The organism is Dongia mobilis, from assembly GCF_004363235.1.
GTDB lineage: Bacteria > Pseudomonadota > Alphaproteobacteria > Dongiales > Dongiaceae > Dongia > Dongia mobilis.
The window spans coordinates 120,415-143,605 of record NZ_SNYW01000008.1 but is presented as its reverse complement, the minus strand read 5'-3'; the positions used below and the strand labels follow the sequence as shown (position 1 = coordinate 143,605).

Below are 23,191 nucleotides of genomic sequence, written 5' to 3'. Positions count from 1 at the left end.
TTAACGCTACAAACGATAAATTCTGACCCCGGAGGCTAAATTTAGCTTAGCCTGATGGAGGGAGAAGATGCGCCGGCTGCCGCCGCTTGCCATGTTGCGCAGTTTCGAAGCGGCCGCGCGCCATGTCAGCTTTGCCCGCGCCGGGGCGGAGCTTGGCGTCACCGCCGCCGCCATCAGCCAGCAGGTGCGGGCATTGGAGGAGCATCTCGGCCAGGCCCTGTTCCTGCGCCGCGCCCAGGGCCTCGCCCTCACTGATCGGGGCCTCTCCTATCTGACCGTGGTGCGCGACGCATTCGACCGGCTGGGCGCCGGGACCGACGAATTGTTCCATGGTCGCGACCGGCACATGGTCACGATCCGCGTCACCGCCGGCTTTGCGCATCTCTGGTTCATGCCGCGTTTATCGGCCTTCCTGGCAGCCGAGCGCGAGATTCCAGTGCGGGTGCTCACCTCTCTCTGGACGCCGCTTGAACTCGACGCGGCGACCGATTTCGAAATCCGCTGCGGCATCGGCGCCTGGCCGGGCCTCGCCGCCTATCCCCTCACCCGCGACCGGCTGTTTCCGGTCTGCGCGCCCACCCTGCTGGCCGGGGCGATGCCACCCCTGGATGCCGCCTTCCTGGGGCGGCAGCGGCTTATCCAAATCGAGGGTTTTGCCGAAGGCTGGGGGGAATGGGGTCGCGGCGCCGGAGTTGATCTGCCACCGCCCGGATCGGTCTTCGACACGGCCAGCCTCGCCCTGGATCTGGCGCTTGCCGGTGAAGGGGTGCTGATCGGGCGCTCCTGCTTTGTCGATCCTCATCTGGAATCGGGCCGGCTGATGGCCCCCTTCGGCACCAAGATCAAATGCGCTGAGAACTTCTATCTTGTTGAAAGGGCGGGTGAAAAATTGCCGGCGGCAGCCCGCGCATTGCGCGATTTCCTGCTCGTGCAAGCCGCCCAATAGATCGCAGATAAGACAGCTAGCTTGACATTTCCCGGTTAATTGGCTATTTAGTCTATCAAATTGATAGACTATTAATCGCGTCAACGCCGATCGGATGGGATCATGAAGAGCGTCGCCGACCAGTTCAGTCTGCCCCCGTTTCAATTCCTCAAGCTCAATCTGCGCAAGTTGCCGGGCCTTGCCGCTGTGGTGGCGGCGATGGCGATCCTCATTGCACTGCTGGCGCACCTCGCCGGCCTTGCCGGCCATGCGGCGGCCGGCATCGCGCCGACCAAATTCGACGTCATCGATTTTGCCGAGAACCCCGTCATCGGCGTGCAGGAAGCCCGCGCCCTCATCGCCTCCGGCGCCCTGGTGCTGGATGCGCGGGCGCCCGCGCGGCGCCTCGCCGAACCGATCGCCAACGTGCTGCCGATCGACGGCATCGACCTTTCCAGCGACGACGCCACTCTGACCGCGGGCCTGCGCGCCTATGGCGTGTCGGCCATGCAGCCGGTGGTGGTGGTGGGCGATCCCGCCGATGCCGGCAGCAATGACGCAGCCATCGCGGATGCGCTCCGCCGCCTCGGCCATCCCCGCGTGGTGCGCGTCGCGGGCGGCCTCCCCGCTCTGCTGGCCGCCGGCTTCGTCGCGATCTATCCCCCGGCCGGCGGGGGCGACTTCACGGTCGCGCGCCAGGATTTCTAGCCAGCGCTTGCTGATTGCCGGCGGGGCACCTCAGTTGCCGCCGACAAGATTGAATTGCGTAGCCCAGCGCCGCGTGATTTCGTCATAGGTGCCGTCAGCCCGGATCAGCGCCAGGCCACGATCCAGGGCGGCGATGGCGCGGGGAGTATCCGGATGGATTCTTGAGAAGGAGACGTAGAGGTCGGGCTGGCTGAGCACGCCGACGACCTTGATATTGCCGGCAAGCTCCCCGCCATGCTGACTCATCAGATGCGCCATCACCTGCTCGTAGATGACGCCATAGGGAACGCGCTTCAGGGCCACCAGGCGCAGCACGGCCAGATCCGAGCTGGCCACGTCCTTGTCGACACGCGTGCTGCTCTGGAACGGCTCGTCATAGGTATAGCCGTTGGTGACGGCGACCGCCTGGCCTTCAAGATCGAGGGGGCCGAGGCCGCTGGCGGTCGAATCGGCCGGGGCGACAATCAGGATGCGGGCCGAGAACAGCGGCGCGGCATGGAACAGGAAGCGCGCCTCGTTGGCCGGTTCGCGGATGGTGTTGAAGCAACCGGCCTGCCTGCCGAGCTCCAGTCCCTCGAGACAGCGCGCATAGGGCTGGATTACCAGCTCGAGTTCTGCGCCGGCGGCGGCGAAGGCCGCCCGCACCAAATCGACCGCCATGCCGACGGGCTGGCCATCCTGGTCGCTGGCATAGGGGAACCAGTCGTTCTCGGCGACGATGGTGATGGCCCGGTCCGCAGCGGCGACGGAAAATGGGCCGGGCAGGAAAAGCAGAATGAACAGAAGCAAACCCTGCCGCCATCGCCCGCGCCACTGCATCGCCCGCCCTTCAGCTCTGTTGTGCCCTCACCTTAACATGTCGGTAGAGATCGTCACGCAGCTGATCATTGAGCGGCCACCAGTTGCGCACGCGTCTGACTTGATCAAGGTCAATCGTGGTGGTCAGCATCGCCTCCTCGTCCGGCGCCCCGGCCAGGATGACGCCCCAGGGATCGACCACGGTGGAGCGGCCGATGAAGCCGATGCCGGTGGTCTTTTCCTTGCCCGTCATGCCGGAGGCGGCGATGAACATCTGGTTGTCGGTGGCGCGTGCCTTCAGCAGGAAATCCCAATGATCGAAGCGCGGGCTCAGGAACGCGGTCGGCAGCAGGATCAGCTCGGCCCCGGCCTTGGCATAGGCGCGGAACATCTCGGCAAAGCGGATATCGGCGCAGATGCCCACCCCGAAGCGGCAGAGATTGGTATCGTAGAGCTGCAGCTCCGACCCCGGTGAGACCTTCCTCGATTCCATGATGCCCGGCGGCAGGTCGGTGCGGTTGGGGACATCGAAGAGATGCGTCTTCCGATAGCAACCCAGCAGATCCCCGCCCGGCGCCACCACGGGGGCCGTGTTGTAGAATCTGCCGTCGGCGCCCTTCTCGTAGAACGAGCCGGTCACATACATGGCGTAGCGCCGCGCCGCCGCCGCCATCATCTCGAAGGTCGGGCCTGGTATCGGCTCGGCCAGCGCCTCATGGGCGTTGCCGCCGGAAAAGCCGGTGCCGGTGAAGAGCTCCGGCAGCACCACGATATCGCTCTTCCGGGCCCCCGCCTCGTCCAAAAAGCGCTCGGCCTTGGCAAGGTTGCCGGCCTTGTCGTCGTCCTGGGCATTGAACTGGGCGATGGAAATGGTGACGGGTCGTCGTTCGGTCATGGCTTTGCTCTCGATTCCTCTTGCGTCATCCCCGGGTCAAACCCGGGCATGACGAATTGAGACTGTCACGCCCCCAGGATGAATTTCTGCGCGCGCATGATCTCGAAGAAATCGCTGTGCGCGAAACGGACCGTGCGGTTTCCGACATGCGTCGCACCCGGATAGAAGGACGCCTTGTAGGCCGAAACCGGATTGGTGAAGAAGACCTCCATCACCGTTTCCGCTGCCGGCTTCATGACGCAGGCGGTGCGATTGCCGGCCCGGCTGGCGCTGAGCGCGCGCTTGACCCCTTCCTTGATCTTCGCCCGCGCCAGTTTCGGCGCGATGGAAAAGGTCGAGCGGCCGATGCCTTCCATGGTCGCCACCGTCTCGATGCCGGGATTGAGCTTCTCCGCATCGGCGCAGATGCCCGCGTCGCCCGAGAGGAAAACCGCCGGCACGCCGTAATAGCCGGCTGCCGTAGCGTGAAGATGAAATTCCGAAGCCGGTACGCCATTGAGGCGCAACTCGCCGATATCGAGATTCATGGTATGGGCTAGCGGATTGCCTTCCGCCCCGGCGCGGGAATGATAGCCGGTGAAGATCACGGCATCGAAGCTGGCGTCGATCTCCTGCACCATGCTCAAGGGATGGCCGCTCCAGCCGCGCACGATCCGGACACAATCGGGCAGTTCCCCGGTCAGGATATTGCGGCCCGAATCATGGGCGTCCTTGAGCACGATCTCGCTGGCTCCCGCCGCGATCGCGCCATCCACCGCCGCCAGCACCTCGCCCGTCATCAAGTCGCGGAATTCGGTGTAATCCTTGTGGTCCTTCTCGGCCTCGTTCCAGTTGGTGATGCCGGCCGTACCCTCGATGTCGCTGCTGATATAGACTTTCATCATGTGCTCGCTGTTCCCCGTGACGCGTCAAGTGATGCACGAAGCAGGGGGCGAAAGCTAGCCGGGATCGGCAGGGGGGAGCGGCTCAGTCCGACGCGTGTTTGCGCTCTTCCCGGCGCTTCGCCACGAAGGCGTCGAGCGCTTCCGCGATGGCGGGATCGAGGGGTGGCGGGGTGAAATGCGCCAAGGCCTGCTGCCAGATGGCGGTGGCTCGCTGGGTGGCATCCTTCGCCCCATCCTCGGCCCAGGCCGGGTAGGAACGCCAGTCCGAGAGCAGCGGCTGCTGGAAGGCGTGCTGGTAGCGTTCCAGCGTGTGCTGCGCGCCGAAGAAATGCCCGCCCGGCGGCACCTCGCGCTGGGCGTCGAGGCCAAGTTCGGCCGGGCTGGTATCGAAGGGCTGGATCAGGCCCGCCATCATCTGCAGCATCTCCACGTCCAGGACGATCTTTTCGAAGGAGGCGGTGAGGCCGCCCTCCATCCACCCGGCCCCGTGATAGACGAGGTTGGCGCCGCCCATGACCGAGGACCACAGCGACATCTGCGATTCATAGGCCGCCTGCGCATCGACGATGTTGGAGGCGGAGGCATTGCTGGCGCGGTAGGGGAGATTGTAGCGCCGCGCCAATTGCCCGCCGGCCATGGTTGCGCGCGCATTCTCGGCCGTGCCGAATGCCGGCGCCCCGGAGCGCAGATCGACATTCGAGGTGAAGGCGCCATAGACGACGGGCGATCCCGGGCGCGTCAACTGGGTGAGGGCGATGCCGGCCAGCGCCTCGGCATTCTGCTGGGCGAGCGCCGCCGCGATCGAGACCGGCGCCATGGCGCCCATCAGGGTGAAGGGCGTCACCACCACCGCCTGGCCCCATTCCGCCATCGCCATCAGCCCGTCGCTCATCGCCTCGTCGAAGCGGCGCGGGGAATTGACCGAGATGATGGTCAGCACGCCGGGATCATCTACCATCTGCTCGCGGGTGAGGCCGCGCGAGATCGCCATCATGTCGATGCCGTCGAGCGCGCGTTCGCGGCCGATCGCGGTGCAGTGATAGACCTTGTCGGTGAGCGTCACATTGGCGCGGTAGCAATCGAGATGCCGTGTCGCCACCGGCAATTCCTGCGGCGCCGTCACCTGGTTGCCGAGGAGGTGGATGATGTCGAAGCATTGCGCGAGGGAGACTAGGCGCTGGTAATCGGCGAGATTGCCGGCGCGCCGGCCGATGACACAGTCATGCACATTGGGCGGCCCGGCGACGAGGCCGAAGGCAACGGCATCATGGCCCAGTTCGATGGCGCGCGCCGGGTTGCGCGGGGTGAGGCGAAAGCAGGCCGGCGCGGTCTTCAGCGCCGTGTCGATCACCGCGCGCGGGATCCTGACGAGGCCGCTGCCATGGTCGACCCGGGCCCCGGCCTGCTCGAAAAGAGCGCGCGCCGCCGACCCCATGAACTCGATGCCGATCTCTTCCAGGATGGTGAGCGACGCCTGGTGGATGTCCTCGAGTTGGTCGTCGCGCAAGGGTTCGATGGGTTTGAGGGCGCGGCGCAGGATCGCCGGGAACTTCACCTGCGGCACGCCGCTCTCGCGCGGGCGGCGTGCCGACTCCACGCCGCGCCGGCGCCGGGCTACCCGCGCGCCGCTCTCGCTTTCCGGGTGGCCGCCGCGATGTTCATCCATGCTCTCTTCCCGCCGTGAATCGTCGCCAGGGCCGGGCCAGGCCCGGGGACGACAGAACTGAAGCCCCGGGAAGTCTAGCGAAACGCGGCGGCGGGGCGGGCCAAGAAATTGCGCTAGGGCGATGCGCTGGGATCATCGCCCTAAGCTCAGTGCGCTGAGGTCATCGCGAGAAAAGGCCGCTCAGGCCAGCCGGCCGGATTGGTAATCCATGAAGGCCTGCTCGATCTCGGCCCTGGTGTTCATGACGAAGGGACCGGCGCGGGCGACCGGCTCGCCGATCGGCCGTGCAGCCAGGATCAGGGCACGGCCACCGGCGGCGCCGGCCTTGAGGGCAATCGTATCGCCCTCGGCCGTCACCGCCATATGGGCGGCGGGCAGGGTCTCGTTGCCGACCGCGACCTCCCCCTCGAAGACATGAACGAGGACGGTGGCAGCTGGATCGACCGGGCATTGCCAGGCCGCATTCGCCGGCAGCGCCACATCCACCAGCAGGGGCTGGCGCGAGACGCCGTTGACCGGCCCCGCGATGCCGGCGGCCTTGCCCGCCACCACCTTCACCTGGATACCGCCCGCCAGTTCCACCTCGGGAATTTCCTCCGGCGCATAATCCTGGTACCGCGGCGGCGTCATCTTCTCGGCGGCCGGCAGATTGACCCAGATCTGGAAGCCGCGCATCAGCCCGTCGGTCTGTTCCGGCATTTCCGAATGGACGAGGCCGCGCCCGGCCGTCATCCATTGCGCCCCGCCGGCGGTGAGCAGGCCGGAATTGCCGCGGCTGTCGAAATGGCGCATGCGTCCGGCCAGCATATAGGTGACCGTCTCGAAGCCACGATGCGGATGGTCCGGGAAGCCGCCGATATAGGCATCGGGATCGTCCGAGCCGAATTCGTCGAACAGCAGGAAGGGGTCGATCTGCACGATGCCCGCCACCGGAAAGAGGCGTTTCATTCTCACCCCGGCGCCGTCGGAGGTCTCCTGGCCGGGAATGACGTGAATGGTCTGGCGGATCTGGCTCATGGCATCGCTGCTCCCTTTCCCGGACAAGATTAGGGGTGGGCAACCCGCGAACCAATCACCCAGCCGGTCAATTCATTGTTGACCTTTTCGAAACGATCCCGCAGCCGGGCGCATATGGATGATGATTGCGTTTTCAGGCTCCCGACTGATTTTGGTTAAGTTTTTGCTCAGATTCTTCTGACAGCATGTCTCGATAACTGGAATCTGCCGGTGCGATCCGCGCCATCCGACAGATTCCGGCAGAGGGGGAGAATCCAGTCATGAAGCTTGTCGCCAAGGTGCCGCTCGCGATCGCCGCCCTGATCGCCGTCGTCGTCGCCATCCTCGGGACGGTCGCCGTCTATTTCGCCCAGGACGCGCTGCGCAAATCCACCGACGACCGGCTGATGGCGCTGGTCGATGCCCGGACCGCCGCCTTCACGGATTACCTGCGCGCGATCGACGAGGATCTGGCGCTGATGGCGAAGGCGGGGCCGACGGTCCTCGCCATGTCCACCTTCGAGCGCACCTATGCCGTCCTCGGCGGCGAGGCCCTGCGCCAGCTTTATGTCGAGCGGAATCCCAACCCGTCCGATCTCGGCGCCCTCGACAACGCCATGGACGGCTCGGATTACAGCAAGGCGCACCAGAACCTGCACGGCAATTTCCGCAGCTTCTCGCTCGGCCGCGGCTATTACGACGTGTTCCTGATCTCGGCCAGTGGCGATGTGGTCTACTCGGTCACCAAGGAACCCGATTTCGGCACCAACCTGGCCGAAGGGCCATGGCAGGATTCCGGCCTCGCCGCGGCCTGGCGCCAGGTGGTCGAGGGCGAGGGCAAGGTGACGGCGGGCTTCGCCGATTTCGCCCCCTATGGCCCCAGCAAGGATGCGCCGGCCAGTTTCATCGCCGCCCCCATCCTGCGCGGCTCCAAACTGCTGGGCGTGCTGGCCTTCCAGATGCCGGTCGGGCGCATCAACGAATTGATGCAGCGCGCCGAGGGCATGGGCGAAAGCGGCGAGACCTATATCGTCGGCGCCGACTACCTTATGCGCAGCGATTCCCGCTTCCTGAAGGAGGGCGAGACCTCGATCCTGACCACCAAAGTGGAGACACCGGCAAGCGTCGCGGCACTGGGCGGCGAGCACGGTATCCGGCTGATCGAGGATTATCGCGGCGTCGAGGTGGTCTCGGCCTTCAGCCCGCTGGATTTCCATGGCACGCGCTGGGCAGTCATCGGCGAGATCGACAGCGCCGAGATCTTCGCCCCCGTGACGCTGACCCGCAACATCATCATCGGCTTTGCCGTGCTGGCGCTTATCCTGGGCGCTGTCGCCGGGGTGCTGGGCGCCCGTTCGCTGACCACGCCGCTGGCCCGCCTGACCGGCGTCATGGGCGAGATGAGCGGCGGCGTCTACGACGTCAGCGTGCCGGCCACCGAACGCCGCGACGAGATCGGCGACATGGCCAAGGCCACCGAACTGTTCCGCCAGAAGCTGATCGAGGGGCGCGAGCTGGCCGCCGCCCAGGCCGCCGAACAGGCGCGCCAGATCGAGCGCGGGCGCCGGCTGGAGCAGGAAGTGACCCAGTTCGACGCCAAGATCGCCGCGGTGATCGATGCGGTCAGCGCCGCCGCGACCGAATTGCAATCCACCGCCCAATCGATGTCGGCGACCGCCGAGGAGACGGCACAGCAATCGAACGCCGTTGCCGCGGCAGCCGAGGAGATGACCCAGAACGTGCAGACGGTGGCGTCGGCGACCGAGGAACTCACCTCCTCGATCAGCGAGATCAGCAACCAGGTGACGGAATCGACCCGCATCGTCGGCGAGGCGGTCGCCCAGGCCGGCGTCACCAACGACCAGGTACAGAGCCTGGCAGCGGCGGCGGCCAAGATCGGCGATGTGGTCGGCCTCATCAATGCGATCGCCAGCCAGACCAACCTGCTGGCCTTGAACGCCACGATCGAGGCGGCGCGCGCCGGCGAGGCCGGCAAGGGTTTCGCCGTGGTGGCTTCCGAGGTGAAGAACCTGGCGACCCAGACCGCCCGGGCGACGGACGAGATCGGCGAACAGGTCCGCGCCATCCAGGATTCAACGCAATCCTCGGCGACAGCGATCGGAGAGATCTCCCAGACCATCACCCGGGTCAGCGAGATCTCCACCGCCATCGCCTCGGCGGTCGAGGAACAGGGTGCCGCCACCCAGGAAATCTCGCGCAACGTGCAGCAGGCCGCCGCCGGCACCAGCGAGGTCTCCGGCAATATCGGCGGCGTCACCGCCGCCTCGCGCGAGACCAGCGAGGCGGCGAGCCAGGTCCTCACCGCGGCGGCCGAGCTGGCCCGCAACGGGGTCACGCTGAAATCCGAGGTGGAGCAGTTCCTCGGCACCGTGCGGGCGTTGTAACACGCAGCCGCTGGTGGATTTGCCCGCGCAGGGATAGGATGCCGGCCCAATCCCCGGCAATCCGTGCAGCATGCTGAAAATCATTCACCTCACCGATACCCATCTGGTCGGGCGCGGCGAGGCGCTCTATGGCACCGACCCCTCCTGGCGCTTGCGCGCCTGCGTCGACGACATCCTGGCCGCCCATGGCGATGCCGCCTTCTGCATCATCACCGGCGACCTCGCCGATCGCGGCGGGCGTCCGGTCTATGAACTGATGAAGGAGATCCTGTCACCCCTGCCGATGCCGGTGCATCTGCTGGTCGGCAATCATGACAGCCGCACCGATCTGCGCGCCGCCTTTCCGGATGCCTTCGATGACGGCAATGGCTTCGTGCAGGGGCGGATCGAGACTCCGCTCGGCGATTTCCTGATGCTGGACACGCTGGAACCGATGAAACATCACGGCGCCTTCTGCGAGCGGCGTGCGGCCTGGCTCAGTGAGGCGCTGGCGAAAGGCGGCGAGAAGCCGGTCTATCTCTGCCAGCATCACCCGCCCTTCCCGGTCGGCATCGCCGGCGACGACCGCCTCGCGATCCTCGAGCGCGCGCCCTTCGAACGCGCCATCGCCCCGCACCGCAGCCGCATCCGCCACATGTTCTTCGGCCATATCCACCGGCCGATTTCGGGCTCCTGGCGGGGCATGCCCTTCTCGACCCTGTTCGGCACCAACCACCAGACGGCGCTGGAGCTCACCCCCTATCTCTCGATCGAGCGGGCGCTCAACGAACCCGACGATACCGTCTGGGGCTCGCCCGAGGCGCCGCATTACGGTGTCGTGCTGATCGATGCCGAGCTGGTGGTGGTGCACCAGCGCAGCTTCCTCGCCGGGCCGCAAAGGTTTGTGCTGTAGGCGCCCTTTGTAACCGTCATCCCGGGGCTTGACCCGGGGACCCAGCCCATCCATGGCGGCACTGGATGCCCGGAACAAGTCCGGGCATGACGACATGAAACTTGCGGGGACGTCCTACCCCTTCCCCGGGCGTCCGATGACCTTGCCCAGCACCTCGTCGATGCGGTCGCGGGCGCGTTCGCATTCGGCATGCGTGCCGGCCAGGAACAGGCGGCCGCTGGCACCGATCATCTGCACGTCGACGAGGGTGATGCCGGGCGCCACCTTCTCCGCCTCGTTGGCGGCGACCGAGGCGAACAGCGCCGGCTCCAGTTCGTAGAGCAGCAGCGATTTCCCCGGCAGCAGCATCGAGGCTTCCCGGGTCCGGTTGAGGATGATCGCATGCTGGTCGGAGACATCGTCGATGATGTCGGCATAGAGCGTGCGCGGTTTCAGCTGGTCCTCGGCCTTGCGGCCGATGCCCTCCAGGATCGCCTTTCCCGCCGCATGCAGCTGGGCGAGATCGCGCGAATGCAGCTCCAGGATGCCGTATTGCCGCTCGGTATAGAGCAGGCCCGGCTCCATGTCCGGCATCTTCTTGAGCGCAAGGTCGCAGATGCGATGGATGGCGAGCGCCGGCGCCACCTCGATGATGAGGCTGTGCTCGCCCTCCACCGGCGGATAGCCGCGGGCGCGGGTCGGTGTCGACATATAGGCCGCAAACTGGCGGCCGAGGTCCTCGACCAGCAGATAGACGCGAAGTTCGGTCATGGCATTCCGTGGTTCGGTGATTGCTCACCCCTGGCTGTCATGGCCCGCGCAGGCGGGCCATCCACGAGTTTGTCGGCAACCGAAAAGGAACTCGTGGATCCCCCGGCCAAGCCGGGGGATGACAGCATCATTGAAGGCTGCTCCCGTTACTTCCCGGCGACGGTCGAGAAATGCTTGCCGAGATCGGGATGCGGACGCGGGATGACATGGACCGAGACCAGCGTGCCGACGCTGCTGGCGGCTTCCGCGCCGGCTTCGGTTGCCGCCTTCACGGCGCCGACATCGCCGTTGATGATGACGGCGACCAGGCCGTCACCCACTTCCTCGCGGCCGACCACGGTGACGTTGGCGGCCTTCACCATGGCATCGGCCGCGGCGAGGGCGGCGACGAAACCCTTGGTCTCGATCATTCCGATGGCGTTGGACATGTTGCTCTCCTTGCTTGCTGGATGGGTTGGTTATTTCGATTTCGATTTGCCGGTCTCGTCGAGCGAGCCGATGATGAGTGCGTCGATCGGGATCTTGCCGCCGCCGAGCCAGGAGGCGGCGGTGGAGCCGGTGACGATGAGGACGTCCTCGCCCTCGCCGCAGCCGAGCACATCGAAGGCGACCATGCGCGCGCCACCGGCACTCTCCACCTCGAGAAAGGCGCCCGAGGGGATGTGCTCGATGCGCTTCGTCGCCCAGTACCGGCCGACGACCTTGCCCCTGATCATGGTCCGATCCTTTCGATGCTGATGTTGCGCGCCTTGGCCTTGTCACGGGCGAGCGGGGTGATGCTGACCCCCGCCGCGAGGACCAGGCGCTGGGTCCCCTTCGGCAGCTTGCCGATCACGGCTTCGGTGACGACGCCCTTGTCGATCCGGTGGGTGTCGACCCGGTGGGTGTCGATGCGCTGCGATGACATGGCGGATGACGCCGGTGACGGTGCCGCGCCGGCGAGGTGGAACGGATGCCGCCCGGCGGCGATGGCGGCGCGGGTCTTCGGATCCTCGGCCAGTTCCAGCACGCGGCGGGCAAAGGCGGCGAGATCGGCATCGCTGCGGATGCTGACCGTCTCGCCGGCCGGGGACGCCGCCTGTTTCGCCTTCAGGTGCCGCACTTCCTCGGCGATCACGTCGCGGATGAGGTGGCGGATCATGTCCTTGTCCAGCATCGCGATCACCCGTTCAGCGCGGCAAGAGCCGCTTCGGCGCCCATGCGCACGTCCGATTCCTCGCCCGAGAGATAGACCCGGCCGGTGGCGCCGAACATGCGGTAGTCGATCACCTTGATGTTCGCCGTCTTCTCCGCCTCGTTGGTGGCGAGGATGGCATAGGAGGCGGGCTGCATCTCGAGCACGAAGAGCGATTCGCCGGGGAGGATCATGGAACCCGATTTGTTGCGGTTGATGAGGAAGGCGTGGCCATGGTCGATTCGCGTCACGATCTTCGAGGCGAGGATCCTGGGCGGGGTCGCATCTGCGGTCTTTGCCTCCAGCTCCTCCAGCACCGCTTCGGCCGCCGCCTTTACGGACGCGGTCGAGCGGGCGTGGAATTCGAGATAGCCGTATTGCCGTTCCACCACCAGCATGCCGCCCGAGACATCGGCGTGTTTGAGCGCCACGTCGGTCAGCGCCTCGATGTCGAGCCCGGGCGCGACCTCGATGATCTGCGCTGCCATGTTGGTACGCGGCAGGCGGCCGCGCATGCCGCTCGCCATATAGCAGAGCGTCTGCGGCTGCAGCTGGTCGATGAAGATGAAGGAGCGGAGCTCGGCCATGATGCTAGCTGTTCCTCACGAGCGCAGCGCCCCGCGCAATTCCTCGAGCACCATGCGGCGGATCTCTTCGCGCATCAGCGCCATCTCGTCGGTATCGCCCGCGCGTCCCGGCGGTTGCGGCGGCGGGTTCTGCACCGCCTCGGCGCCTTCCTGCAGGCGGCCCAGGGTCATCGGCGCCTCGCGCCCCAGCGCCAGCGCCGGCCCGCCGGCCCAGGCGTCGAGTCCGTCGAAGCCGCCGAAGGCTTCCGCGGCGTCGGCGTTGTAGGCGATGCGGGTCCAGTTCACGAGATGCTGCGGGCCGACATTCTCGCCCACCGAGGACGATCCGAAATAGCCGGTGCCGATGGTAAAGGCGGGGGCGAGATGCGTGCCGAAGCCGGCCGCCCCCTGGGAACACGGCGCGTTGACGACGACGCGGAGCGCCTTCACCGCCGCGCCATAGGCGAGGATGGTCGGGGCGTGCTTGCTGTGGATCGCCGCCGAATGGCCGGCGCCGGATAGGCGCACGAGCGCGCGGGCCTGGGTGATGCCGGCCTGCGCATGCGGCACGCGCAGGAAGCCCAGCACCGGGCAGAGCTTCTCCTTCGACAGGGGCTCGTCGATGCCGATGCGGTCGATCTCGGCAAGGATGATTTTCGTATTGGCGGGCAGCTTGAGCCCGGCCTTGGCACCAATCTCGATGGCCGATTTCCCCAGCACGTCGATATTGAAGGTGCCGCGCCCGAAGAGCAGCTCGCGCAGTGCTGCGACCTCCTCCGGTTTCGCCACATGGGCGCCGGCGGCTTTCAGGGATTGCAGCAGGCGGTCGGCAATGCTCTCCACCGCGATGACGACGCTCTCATTAGTGCAGAGGATGGAATTGTCGAAGCTTTTCGATTCCACGATGCGCTTTGCCGCCGCATTGAGATCGGCGGTGTCGTCGACCAGGACCGGGGCGTTGCCGGGGCCGACGCCGATCGCCGGGTTGCCGGATGAATAGGCCGCGCGCACCATCGGCGTGCCGCCGGTCGCGAGAATGACGCCGACGCGCGGGCTTTTCATCACATGCTCGATCAGGGGCAGGCTGGGCTGCTCGATTACCTGGATGACGCCGAGCGGCGCGCCCGCCGCTTCCGCCGCCTCGGCCATCAGCTTCGCCGCGCGGACCGAGCATTTCTTCGCCATCGGATGCGGCGAGAGGATGATGGCGTTCCTGGTGAAGAGCGCCATCAGCACCTTGTAATAGACGCTGCAGACCGGGTTGGTGGAGGGGGTCAGCGCGAAGACGATGCCGGCCGGGCGCGGCAGTTCCACCATCTTGAGCTCGGCCCGGATGCGGGCCGAGCAGAAATCCTCGGCCGCGTAGAGATCGTGGAGCGCCTTGGAGGTCAGCTCGTTCTTGATCTTCTTGTGGGCGGCCACGCCGAATCCGGTCTCGGCGACGGCGGCGTCCGCCAACTCGCCGGCATGGGCATAGGCCACATCGGCGGCGGCCCGGGCGATGCGGGCGATGCGGGCGCGGTCGAAGCGCGCGAAGGCGGCGGCGGCCCATTCGGCGCTCTCCAGCATCATGTCGGCTTCACCGGTGGCGCGCTGGTCGCCGGCGAGGATGGCTTCAACGATTGCAGTCATCTCGCGTTACCCCTTCATGCCGCGCGCGTCTTGTGGCGGCCGCGCTCCATGCATTCGGCATGGGCAAGGCCCACCGCGCGCTCGACCCGTTCCAGCACCTCGGCGCAGAGATCCGCGGTCATGAGGACGCCCGGCTTGAACTGCAGGACGCGCGGGTCGAGGGTCGAGAAGATCGCCCAGACGCCGTTCTCGTAGAGATGCTTCATCACCGGCTTGGCGCCTTCCGGATAGTCGAATTCGAGACCCATGACGAGGCCGCATTGGCGGATGCCGACGAAGAAGTCGGGATAGAGCTTCATGATCTCGTGAAGGCCGTTGCGGAAGGTCTCGGCGATGTAGTTCACCATCGGCCTCATGGTCGGGCGCTCGAGGATCTCCAGCACCTTCATGGCGACGAGGCAGCCGAGCTCGGCCCCGCCCATGGTCGACATATGGGCAAAGCCGTCCTGCTTCAGCCATCCGGCATAGGGTTCGCGCGCCACCACGCAGGCGATCGGATACATGCCGCCCGAGATGCCCTTGCCGGTCACCATGATGTCGGGCTGGATGCCATAGCGCTGGTAGCCCCACATCTCGCCGCAGCGCATGAGGCCGGTCTGCACCTCGTCGGCGACATAGAGCGCGCCGTATCTCTCGCACAGCTTCTTCACTTCGGCGAGATAGCCGGGCAGCGGCATGGGGAAGCCATAGGTGGCCGGGATCGTCTCCATGATCAGGCAGGCGACGTCGCGGCCCTTGAGGGCGTCCTCCATCGCATTCAGGTCATTGAAGGGAACGTGGACGAAATCCTCCGGCTGGTCGGAGAGGAAGATCTTCTTGAATCGGTCGGCGCCGGCAGCGACGGCCAGGCCGGTATGGCCGTGATAGGCATTGATGATCGAGACGATCTTGCGCCTTTGCGTGGCGTTTCGCGCGGTCTTCAGGGCGATGTCGATCGCCTCGGCGCCGCCCGAGGCATACATCGTGTAGTGCATGTCGCCGCCGCAGATCCGCGCCAGCATTTCCGCGAGCGCCGTGCGGCCCTGGTTGGGAAAATGGTGGTTGCCCATGTCGAAGCGCTGCATGCCGCGATTGAGCACCTCGATCAGCTCGGGGTGGCGGTGGCCGATATTGTAGGTGCCGCCGTTGAGGTGGAGATCGATGAGCCGCCGCCCGTCCATGTCCCAGAGCAGGTAGCCCTCGCGCCGGTCGATCACCAGGTCGACACCCATGTCCTGCCAGGCCTGGGTCTTGGCCGGGTTCCAGAACTGCTTCGACTTGGCGATGAATTCGCGCTTCTCGGGACTCTGCGGCATGTGATCGGGCATGGGATTGCTCCGGGATTCAGGAATATTGACTGAGATAGCGCTCGGCGAGTTCGCAGGTGCCGGTCGAATAGCCGGGCCCCTCGGTCCGGGCCAGCAGGGTCTCGCTATGCGAGCCCATCCAGGCGAACAGCGTCATGCGGCGCATCAGGATGAAGGTCCACAATTCGTCCTCGTCCTCCTTGGGAAGCACGCGGGCGCGGCGATAGCCTTCCTTCCAGGCCTCCATCAGCTCCGGCACATCGGCCCGGTCCTCGAAGAACGAGACCGCGGTGCCGGCGTCATAGAGAAACCAGCCGAGGCCGCAATCGTCGAAGTCGATGACGCGCACATCGCCATTGTGGAGGAGCAGGTTGGCGAGGCGGAAATCGGCATGGATGAGGCCATAGCGGTTGGGCGCCTGGCCGAAGCGGGCGAGGCGCCGTTCCATGAGGTCGACCGCGCGCTGCAGCAGTTTAGCTCGGTCCGGCGAGCAATCCGGCCCGTCGCGCCACGAGCCCCAATTGGCATTGGGCCCGAAGGAATGTTCGAAATCCCAGGCGAGGCGCTCGAAATAAGGCGGACGCTTCCAGGTCTCGCTGTGATTGTGGCAGCGGGCGGTGACCTCGCCCAATTGCTTGAAGGGCTCGACCAGATTGTCCTGCGGCGGCTCGATGCCGTCGATAAATTCGAAGAGGACGCATTGCCGGGCCACGCTCAGGGCCGGATGCGATACCGACTGGATGTCCTCGCCATTGCGGCCCGGGATGGCCTGGGGCGTCTTGACGCCGCCTTCCGCCTGCAGCGCCCGCATCCAGGCCAGTTCCGAGCGGATGCCGTTGATGGTGTGATAGCCCTCGCGGTGCACGCGCAGTATCACCGGCCGCGCGGCACCTTTCGGGGTGACGCGGTAGGTCCAGTTTTCGGAATGGTTGATCAAACTGAGATCGGCACCCTCCAGACCCCAGCAGGGCAGGCTCGCCGCCGCCACCTCGTCGACCGCCTTCAGCAATTGTTCCGTCGTGAGCGCACCGCTCATCAGCCTGATCCTCGCTCCCAGCCCGGGCATCTCGCCCGGGGATGAAAAAATGGCCGTATCTGCTTCGTCCGCCCGATCCCGGTCCGATCCGCCGTCTGGCGGTATTTCGTGCAGGAGCGACCGGCCGGCTGCTGCTCCGCGGACGGCATGTTTCCACCTCAGGCGTGAGGCTAGTCCCGTTGGGCAGCCATGTGCTTGACCCGTGGCAGGATGATTTTGACAGCTGACCCCGCCCGGCCGGCGCGTGGCAGCCATCGGCCTTGAAGCGGGCGATGCGGGCGTGCCATCATTCCCGCTTATCCACGGCCGGCCTGGCCCCGGCAGGAAGGACGTTCGCCATGACCTCCGCCCTGATGGATCTTTCCGCTTCCGCCCGCGGCGGCGATGCCGCACCCGTGGTGCTGGCCGCGGCCGCGACCGGCCTCGTCGATTTCATCGGCGCCCAGGGCGGCGATGTCGATTCCATTTTCGGCAATTCCGGCATCGCGCCGGACATGGCGGGGGCGCCGACGCTCAAGGTGAAGCTGGCTTCCTATTGCCGCCTGTTCGAGGAGGCGGCCCGACAGATCGGCGGCGACCGCCGCGAGGCCGGTAATTTCGGCCTGTGGTTCGGCCAGCAATTCCAGCCGCGTGATTTGGGCATGTGGGGCTATGCCGCCATCTCGGCGCCGAACCTGGGTGTGGCCCTCGACAATCTGGTGCGCCTCTTCCACTACCACCAGGAATCCTCCGGCATGCGCATGGTGCGCGGCCATGACGGCATGATGCGCCTGGAATACCAGATCTACGCCTCCGAGATCGTCGAGCGGCGGCAGGATGCGGAATTGTCGCTGGGCATGTTCGCCAATGTGATCCGCGAATGCTGCGGGCCGCGCTGGGCGCCGCTGGAGGTGCATTTCGAGCATCCGCGCCCGGCCTTGTGGAAGGAGCACGAGGCGGCATTCGACGCCCCGGTCTATTTCAGCCAGCCGACCAACGCCCTCGTCTTCCGTCCGGAACTGCTGGAACGCGGCATGCCGGGCTCCGACCTGCAGCTGATGACCATGATGCGGACCTGCCTCGAATCCCTGGGCTCGCACAGGAGCGGCGATGAAGGCCTGGTGGAGCGGGTGAAGACCGCGATCCGCGTCTCTCTCCCCAACGGCTATCCGGCGCTGGAGCGCATCGCCCAGGATCTGCGCCTCTCACCGGGCAGCATCCAGCGGGAACTGGCGGCGGCCGGCCTCACCTACAAGGACGCGGTGGAAACGACCCGCCAGTCCCTCGCCCGCATGTATCTCGACCAGCATCAATTGCCGCTGACCGAGATCGCATTGCTGCTGGGCTATTCCGAGCTCTCCGCCTTCACCCGCGCCTTCACGCGGTGGACCGGGGTGAGCCCGCGGGCATACCGGAAACAGGCGCACTAGTCTTCACGTCGGCCCCCTCACCCTGACCCCCTCCCGCGAGGGGAGAGGGGATGAGGTGAGCGGGTGGCGCGACCGGGCCCCACCCTCTATCGCTTACATCTGAGCGAGCGCGTCGGGCGATTCGGGCAGGATCTGGCCGCCATCGACGATGATGGTCTGGCCGGTGATGTAGCCCGCTTCCTTGGTGGCGAAGAAGAGCGCGGCATGGCCGATATCCTCGACCTCGCCGAGATGGCCGAGCGGTACCGCCGCCGCCATGCCCTTCATGTATTCGGGCCCGAGTTCCTTGAGGCCTTCCGTCACGATGTTGCCGGGGAGAACCGCATTCACCGTGATGCCGTATTTGCCGAGCTCCATGCAGGCGGTGCGCATGAAGCCCAATTGCCCGGCCTTGGTGGCGCCGTAATGGGTCCAGCCGGGGAAGCCGGTGACCGGGCCGGTGATCGAGGAGGTGATGACGATACGCCCCGCCCCGCTTTTCTTCAGATAGGGAATGCAGGCCTTGACCGAGAGGAAGGTGCCCTTGAGGTTGGTCGCCATCACCTCGTCCCAGGTCTCGGGCGACATTTCCTCCATCTTCACCTGCGGGAAGACGCCGGCATTGGCGCAGAGCACGTCGACGCCGCCATGGCGCTCGGCCGCAACCTTGGCCATCTTCTCCATGTCGGCAAGCTTGGTCACGTCGGCGGAGAAGCCGCTGGCCGTGCCGCCCGCCGCCACGAATTCCTTCGCCGTCGCCTCGGCCGCGGCGAGGTCGCGCCCCACCACCAGCACCTTGGCGCCATGCTGCGCGAAGACCCGCGCGATGCCCTTGCCGATGCCCTTGCTGGCGCCGGTGACGATGACGGATTTGTCCTTGAGCGATGCACCCAACATGGTCGAGACCTCCGGTTTCCAGTTGCTGGTCAGGCGCCATCCGCCGAGCGGCGGCGGCGCAGGTAGACGATGAGGAGATAGCCGCAGAGCAGCAGGATTCCGGCGCCCAGCGTCGAGGCGGTGCCAAGCACCGGGACGCCCGGCGTGTAGCCGGCGATCATCTTGGAATAAAGATATTCGGGCAGCGTCGTGTCGGCGCCGGTGGTGTAGAGCGAAAGCGGGAAATTGCCCCAGGAGAGCAGGAAGGCGAAAAGCGCACCGGAGAAGATGCCTGGAAACAGCACCGGCAGCGTCACCTCGCGGAACACCTGGAAGCGGCTGGCGCCCAGATCGAACGCCGCCTCTTCCAGGGCCGGGTCGAAGGAATAGACCTGGATCGAAATGACCAGCGTGCAGACCGGGATGATCCAGACCAGATGCGCGAAGACCGCCGTCTGCCACGACATCTGCAGGCCGAGCGCGTTGAACCAGAGCAGGAGGGCGAGGCCCAGCACGGTCTGCGGAAAGAAGATCGGCAGCAGCACGATCTTCTGGAAGATCCCGCGCCCCTTCCAGTCATAGCGGGCGAAGGCGAGCGCGCCGAAGAGCGCGATCACCACGGCGATCACGGTGACCGAGCCGGCAATGGCGAAGGAAGTCTTGAACAGCTGGTGGATCTCCAGCGAGACGAAGGTCTTCTGCCACCAGTCGAAGCCCCAGCGCTGGATCGGAAAGATGAAATAGCGCGAAGAAGTGCTGGAAGCGAGCAGCAGGCCGATGGCCGGCAGATACATGAAGAGGATGATGGCGCTGGCCCAGGCCCAGATGAGGGCGCGGATCATGCGGTCGGAACGGCTGTTCATGATCTCACCTCCGGCCCAGGATGGTGTCGAGGTCGAAGCGCCGCAGCACGATCAGGACCAGGAAGCCGACCAGGAGCATCAGCAGCACCGCCAGCGCCGAGCCCAGCGGCCAGTTCTGCGCATAGGTGAAGGCCACCTCGATGTCGTTGGCGATCGGGATGATGCGCTGGCCGCCCAGCACCTTGGCCTCGGCAATGGCACCCACGGCAAGGACGAAGGTCAGCAGGAAGCCGATGACGATGCCCGGCATGGAGAGCGGCAGATCGACCTCGCGGAAGACCTGCCAGCGGCTGGCGCCGAGGTCATAGGCCGCGTCGCGGGTCTGCTGCGGCACCATCGAGACGCCCAGCGTCATCGGAAACAACATGAAGGGCAGATACACATAGACCATGCCGAGCAGGGTCAGTTCCGGCGTGAAGACGATGCTGTCCGGTTCCCAGCCGAACAAGGATTTCAGCGTTCCCAGCAGCACGCCGTTCTTGATGAAGACCATGATCCAGCCATAGAGGCGGACATTCTCCGAGACGAAAAGCGGCAGGGTGAAGAGCAGCGTGATCAGCGTCGCCCATTTGCCGAAGACGCGCGCCAGGCCGAAGGCGACCGGATAGCAGACCAGCGCCAGGATAAGGACGGTTGCGGCGGCGAGGCCCAGCGACCAGCCGAAGGCGATGTAGCTGGTGGAATTGAAGACCTCGAGATAGTTGTCGAAGCTCCAATCGGCCCACAGGTCGAAGGTGCGGGCTGGCACGAAGCTGTAGGCGATGACTGCGAAGAGGGGCGCCGCAAATCCCACCGCCATGAACAGGATCAGCGGCAGGGCGTGGCGGCGGCCCGGGGGCAGCAGGCGGGAGAGGATCGACATGGCGCGCCCCACCCTCAATCCGTCACCAGGATGCTGTCCTTGGCATCCCAGCCGATGAGCACGTTGTCGTCGAGCTTGCCGGCGAAGGCCTGCTGACGCAGCTTCTCGACGATGAAGACCTGCTCGCCGACGCGCACCTGGTACTGGATGCGCGAGCCCAGCACATATTCGTTGTAGACCCGGCCGCTCAGGGCATTGTCCGCCTCGCCGGCATGCTCGAGGAAACGCAGCGATTCCGGCCGCACCACCAGATGCCCGGCGGCAAAGCCGGCGGGTGCCGGCGGGCTTTTCAGGCCGACGCCCAGCGTCGGCGCCGTGACGCCGGACCCGTTGACGGAGACGGCGATGATGTTGACGTCGCCGATGAATTCCGAGACGAACTTGGTCTTCGGCGCGGTGTAGATCTCCTGCGGTGTGCCGACCTGGACCAGCCGCCCGGCGCGCATGACGCCGATGCGGTCGCTCATCACCATCGCCTCCTCGAGGCTGTGGGTGATGTAGATGAAGGTCTTGCCGGTCTCGCGGTGGATGTCCTTCAGCTCCTTCTCCAGCGTCTTCCGGAGCTTGTAGTCGATGGCCGAAAGCGGCTCGTCGAAGAAGAGAATGTCCGGCTCATAGGCGAGGGCACGAGCCAGCGCCACGCGCTGCCGCTCGCCGCCCGAGCATTTGGTGACATTCTTGGCATAGTAGTTTTCGGGCAGGCGCAGCTGCGCCATCAGCTCGAGCGCGCGGGCCTTGCGCCTGGCCGGGTCGATTCCCTTGATCTTCATCGAGAACTCGATGTTCTGCCCGACGGTCCGGTGCGGGAACAGCGCCAGCGACTGGAACACCATGCAGGTCGGCCGCTTGTTGGCCGGCAAATCGTTTATCCGCTCGCCGCGCAGGAGGATGTCGCCGGAGCTGGCGAATTCCATCCCGGTCAGCATGCGCAGCAGCGTCGTCTTGCCGCTGCCGGACGGACCGACGATGGTGAAGAACTCGCCCTCGGCAATGTCGAGATCGATGCTGTTGACAGCGGCGAAGCTGCCGAACGTCTTGGTGAGGTTGCGCAATTGCAGGATGGGCGAACGGCCGGTCATGATCCCCGTCATGGTTCCCTGGATGGAGTCTCGTGAAGTCAGTTCTCGCTAGCACGAAAACGACGCGGGCCGCCCGATCCGTGACGAAAGGGGCGACCCGCGTGTGGTCTTGTGGCCTTGCGTCAGCCGCCGGACGCTTCGCGCTTCGCCGCCGTCATGATGTCGAGCAGCTTGTCATAATCCGGCACGATATCATATTCGACGCAGCGCGCCATTTCCTCTTCCAGGCTGTCCCACTGGATGATGTCGAGCTCTTCCTTGGTGAAGAGATCGAAACAGGCCTTGTTGCCCATCTGGGTGACCGGATTGAAGGTGCCTTCGGCGAAGGCGACCGTGTGCGACATTTCCGGCGACTGGACGTATTCCAGGAAGTTCTCGGCATGGGTCGAGATATCCGGGTTGTTGACCACCGAGGTGATCTCGATCCAGGAAATGCCCGCCTTGCCGTCGGCAAACGGCCCGCGCAGCGGCGTGATGGCGCGGATGTTGAGGGCGCCGTCGGCGCGCGCCGGCGAGGCGGTATAGGTGCCGCCGGTGAGGTAGAAATCGATCTCGCCCGAGACCAGGCCCTGGTTGAGGGTGGCGAGGTCGCTCACCATCTTGGCGCCCTTGAAGACCTTCGCCGCGGTCTCGGTGAACTTCGCCACTTCCTCGTCCGAATGCTCCTTGAAGGGGTCGAAGCCGGCAATGCAGCAAATGTCGAAGACGTTCCAGTCATCGGAGGCCTGCACGCCGTACTTGCCGGCATTGGCCGGATCGTTCCACAGATCCCAGCCCTGGTCCTCGGCCGTCGCCCGGCTGATCTTGTCGGTGTTCACCACGTAGGAGAACGGACCGAAGCGCTGCGCCATGCCGAGCAGCTGCTCGCCCTTCTCGTCCATCGCCCATTTATAGGGCGCCTTGAACTCGGGCAACATCTTGTCGAAATAGGGCTCGAAGCGGGCGCGGTCGATCGGCTTGATCAAGCCTTCCGGATACATGATCTTGCGCGCCCAGGGATTGTTGACGTTGATCAGGTCCCAGACATTGGTCTCGCCCGCCCTGAGGCGGTTGATCATGGTGGGATCGTTGGTGAGCGATTCGGCGCGGATCGTGATGCCGTGTTCCGAGCGGAACGGATCCAGCACCTGGGCCGAGTTGTAGCCTTCCCAGCACAGGATGTTGAGTTCGTTGGAGCGCGCCGAGGCGGCTCCGAGGCCGGTAAGGCCGCCCGCGGCAAGACCGCCGGCCGCCAGCGCGGAATGCTTCAGGAAATCGCGACGCGTCTGCTTGAAATAGCTCATCTTCCCTCTCCGTTGCCGCGGCCCTGGGCGCGTGACTGCCGCCGTCGGCCGCTTCCCTGTTGAATCAGCCCTGTTGGTCCAACCTATCTCGACCCGTATCGGGGTCAGGCTCGCTTGGCGCGAGTTCATCTGTTCTTCGCAGGATGCCGACGATAGGCCCCGCCTGCCACCCGGTCTTGACATTTCGGGCGATAATCTTGACAGACCCATCCCACACCCGATCGCGC

Annotated in this window: 23 protein-coding genes; 5 read left to right on the top strand and 18 right to left on the bottom strand. The window is 65.7% G+C overall.

Features of this window, described 5'->3' with window-relative positions; all coding sequences use genetic code 11:
• The first annotated feature begins 67 nt into the window (after positions 1-67).
• Positions 68-946 (top strand): LysR substrate-binding domain-containing protein, encoded by an 879-nt coding sequence (locus A8950_RS09315; RefSeq protein WP_133613384.1) that lies wholly within the window; start codon positions 68-70, stop codon positions 944-946.
• Between the two features lie 102 nt (positions 947-1,048).
• Complete coding sequence (locus A8950_RS09310) at positions 1,049-1,633, top strand: rhodanese-like domain-containing protein (protein WP_133613383.1); 585 nt, start codon at positions 1,049-1,051, stop codon at positions 1,631-1,633.
• Between the two features lie 30 nt (positions 1,634-1,663).
• Here A8950_RS09310 and A8950_RS09305 read toward each other — a convergent pair whose 3' ends face one another.
• From A8950_RS09305 to A8950_RS09285, 5 genes are all read right to left on the bottom strand, one after another.
• Positions 1,664-2,422 carry a substrate-binding periplasmic protein gene (locus A8950_RS09305; protein ID WP_166645092.1) on the bottom strand — a complete coding sequence of 253 codons (759 nt, stop codon included), beginning with the start codon at positions 2,420-2,422 and terminating at the stop codon, positions 1,664-1,666.
• A gap of 40 nt (positions 2,423-2,462) precedes the next feature.
• The gene (locus tag A8950_RS09300; protein ID WP_133613381.1) at positions 2,463-3,326 is read right to left on the bottom strand and encodes a carbon-nitrogen hydrolase family protein; all 864 of its coding nucleotides are present in this window, start codon (positions 3,324-3,326) and stop codon (positions 2,463-2,465) included.
• Between the two features lie 65 nt (positions 3,327-3,391).
• Positions 3,392-4,210, bottom strand: coding sequence for a M55 family metallopeptidase (locus A8950_RS09295; RefSeq protein ID WP_208109811.1), 819 nt, complete (start codon positions 4,208-4,210; stop codon positions 3,392-3,394).
• Positions 4,211-4,292: 82 nt separating this feature from the next.
• A complete protein-coding gene (locus A8950_RS09290; RefSeq protein WP_133613380.1) occupies positions 4,293-5,876 on the bottom strand; it encodes a trimethylamine methyltransferase family protein in 1,584 nt (527 codons plus the stop codon).
• A 180-nt stretch (positions 5,877-6,056) separates the two neighbouring features.
• Positions 6,057-6,893, bottom strand: a complete 837-nt coding sequence (locus A8950_RS09285; RefSeq protein WP_133613379.1) for a pirin family protein — start codon at positions 6,891-6,893, stop codon at positions 6,057-6,059.
• Positions 6,894-7,153: 260 nt separating this feature from the next.
• On the opposite strand from A8950_RS09285, the gene A8950_RS09280 reads away from it, so the two are divergent.
• Positions 7,154-9,277, top strand: a complete 2,124-nt coding sequence (locus tag A8950_RS09280; protein WP_133613378.1) for a methyl-accepting chemotaxis protein — start codon at positions 7,154-7,156, stop codon at positions 9,275-9,277.
• A 70-nt stretch (positions 9,278-9,347) separates the two neighbouring features.
• Entirely contained in the window at positions 9,348-10,169 is an 822-nt protein-coding gene (locus tag A8950_RS09275) for a phosphodiesterase (protein ID WP_133613377.1), read from the top strand.
• Positions 10,170-10,283: 114 nt separating this feature from the next.
• Here the strand turns inward: A8950_RS09275 and A8950_RS09270 are convergent, their stop codons facing one another.
• The 8 genes from A8950_RS09270 to A8950_RS09235 all read right to left on the bottom strand — a co-directional run bounded on the left by A8950_RS09270 (position 10,284) and on the right by A8950_RS09235 (position 16,613).
• On the bottom strand, positions 10,284-10,919 hold the full coding sequence (locus A8950_RS09270) for a microcompartment protein (protein ID WP_133613376.1): 636 nt from the start codon (positions 10,917-10,919) through the stop codon (positions 10,284-10,286).
• Between the two features lie 146 nt (positions 10,920-11,065).
• A complete protein-coding gene (locus tag A8950_RS09265) occupies positions 11,066-11,347 on the bottom strand; it encodes a BMC domain-containing protein (RefSeq protein WP_133613375.1) in 282 nt (93 codons plus the stop codon).
• 30 nt (positions 11,348-11,377) lie between these two features.
• Positions 11,378-11,635, bottom strand: coding sequence for a EutN/CcmL family microcompartment protein (locus A8950_RS09260; protein ID WP_133613374.1), 258 nt, complete (start codon positions 11,633-11,635; stop codon positions 11,378-11,380).
• On the bottom strand, positions 11,632-12,075 hold the full coding sequence (locus A8950_RS09255) for a hypothetical protein (protein WP_133613373.1): 444 nt from the start codon (positions 12,073-12,075) through the stop codon (positions 11,632-11,634). The genes A8950_RS09260 and A8950_RS09255 overlap by 4 nt, the downstream gene beginning before the upstream one ends.
• Before the next feature lie 5 nt (positions 12,076-12,080).
• Entirely contained in the window at positions 12,081-12,680 is a 600-nt protein-coding gene (locus A8950_RS09250; protein WP_133613372.1) for a BMC domain-containing protein, read from the bottom strand.
• 15 nt (positions 12,681-12,695) lie between these two features.
• A complete protein-coding gene (locus A8950_RS09245; RefSeq protein WP_133613371.1) occupies positions 12,696-14,291 on the bottom strand; it encodes an aldehyde dehydrogenase family protein in 1,596 nt (531 codons plus the stop codon).
• Positions 14,292-14,305: 14 nt separating this feature from the next.
• Positions 14,306-15,598 (bottom strand): class-III pyridoxal-phosphate-dependent aminotransferase, encoded by a 1,293-nt coding sequence (locus tag A8950_RS09240; protein WP_133613370.1) that lies wholly within the window; start codon positions 15,596-15,598, stop codon positions 14,306-14,308.
• Positions 15,599-15,614: 16 nt separating this feature from the next.
• On the bottom strand, positions 15,615-16,613 hold the full coding sequence (locus A8950_RS09235; RefSeq protein ID WP_133613369.1) for a phosphotransferase enzyme family protein: 999 nt from the start codon (positions 16,611-16,613) through the stop codon (positions 15,615-15,617).
• 338 nt (positions 16,614-16,951) lie between these two features.
• On the opposite strand from A8950_RS09235, the gene qhpR reads away from it, so the two are divergent.
• Complete coding sequence (gene qhpR / locus A8950_RS09230; RefSeq protein WP_243735592.1) at positions 16,952-18,022, top strand: AraC-like transcriptional regulator QhpR; 1,071 nt, start codon at positions 16,952-16,954, stop codon at positions 18,020-18,022.
• Between the two features lie 93 nt (positions 18,023-18,115).
• On the opposite strand, the gene fabG is transcribed toward qhpR, so the two are convergent.
• From fabG to A8950_RS09205, 5 genes are all read right to left on the bottom strand, one after another.
• On the bottom strand, positions 18,116-18,898 hold the full coding sequence (gene fabG, locus A8950_RS09225; protein ID WP_243735591.1) for a 3-oxoacyl-ACP reductase FabG: 783 nt from the start codon (positions 18,896-18,898) through the stop codon (positions 18,116-18,118).
• Positions 18,899-18,927: 29 nt separating this feature from the next.
• Positions 18,928-19,740 (bottom strand): ABC transporter permease, encoded by an 813-nt coding sequence (locus tag A8950_RS09220; protein ID WP_133613368.1) that lies wholly within the window; start codon positions 19,738-19,740, stop codon positions 18,928-18,930.
• Positions 19,741-19,744: 4 nt separating this feature from the next.
• Positions 19,745-20,602, bottom strand: a complete 858-nt coding sequence (locus A8950_RS09215; protein WP_133613367.1) for an ABC transporter permease — start codon at positions 20,600-20,602, stop codon at positions 19,745-19,747.
• A 14-nt stretch (positions 20,603-20,616) separates the two neighbouring features.
• Complete coding sequence (locus A8950_RS09210) at positions 20,617-21,681, bottom strand: ABC transporter ATP-binding protein (protein WP_243735590.1); 1,065 nt, start codon at positions 21,679-21,681, stop codon at positions 20,617-20,619.
• A gap of 122 nt (positions 21,682-21,803) precedes the next feature.
• Positions 21,804-22,964 (bottom strand): ABC transporter substrate-binding protein, encoded by a 1,161-nt coding sequence (locus A8950_RS09205; RefSeq protein WP_133613365.1) that lies wholly within the window; start codon positions 22,962-22,964, stop codon positions 21,804-21,806.
• Positions 22,965-23,191 lie beyond the last annotated feature (227 nt).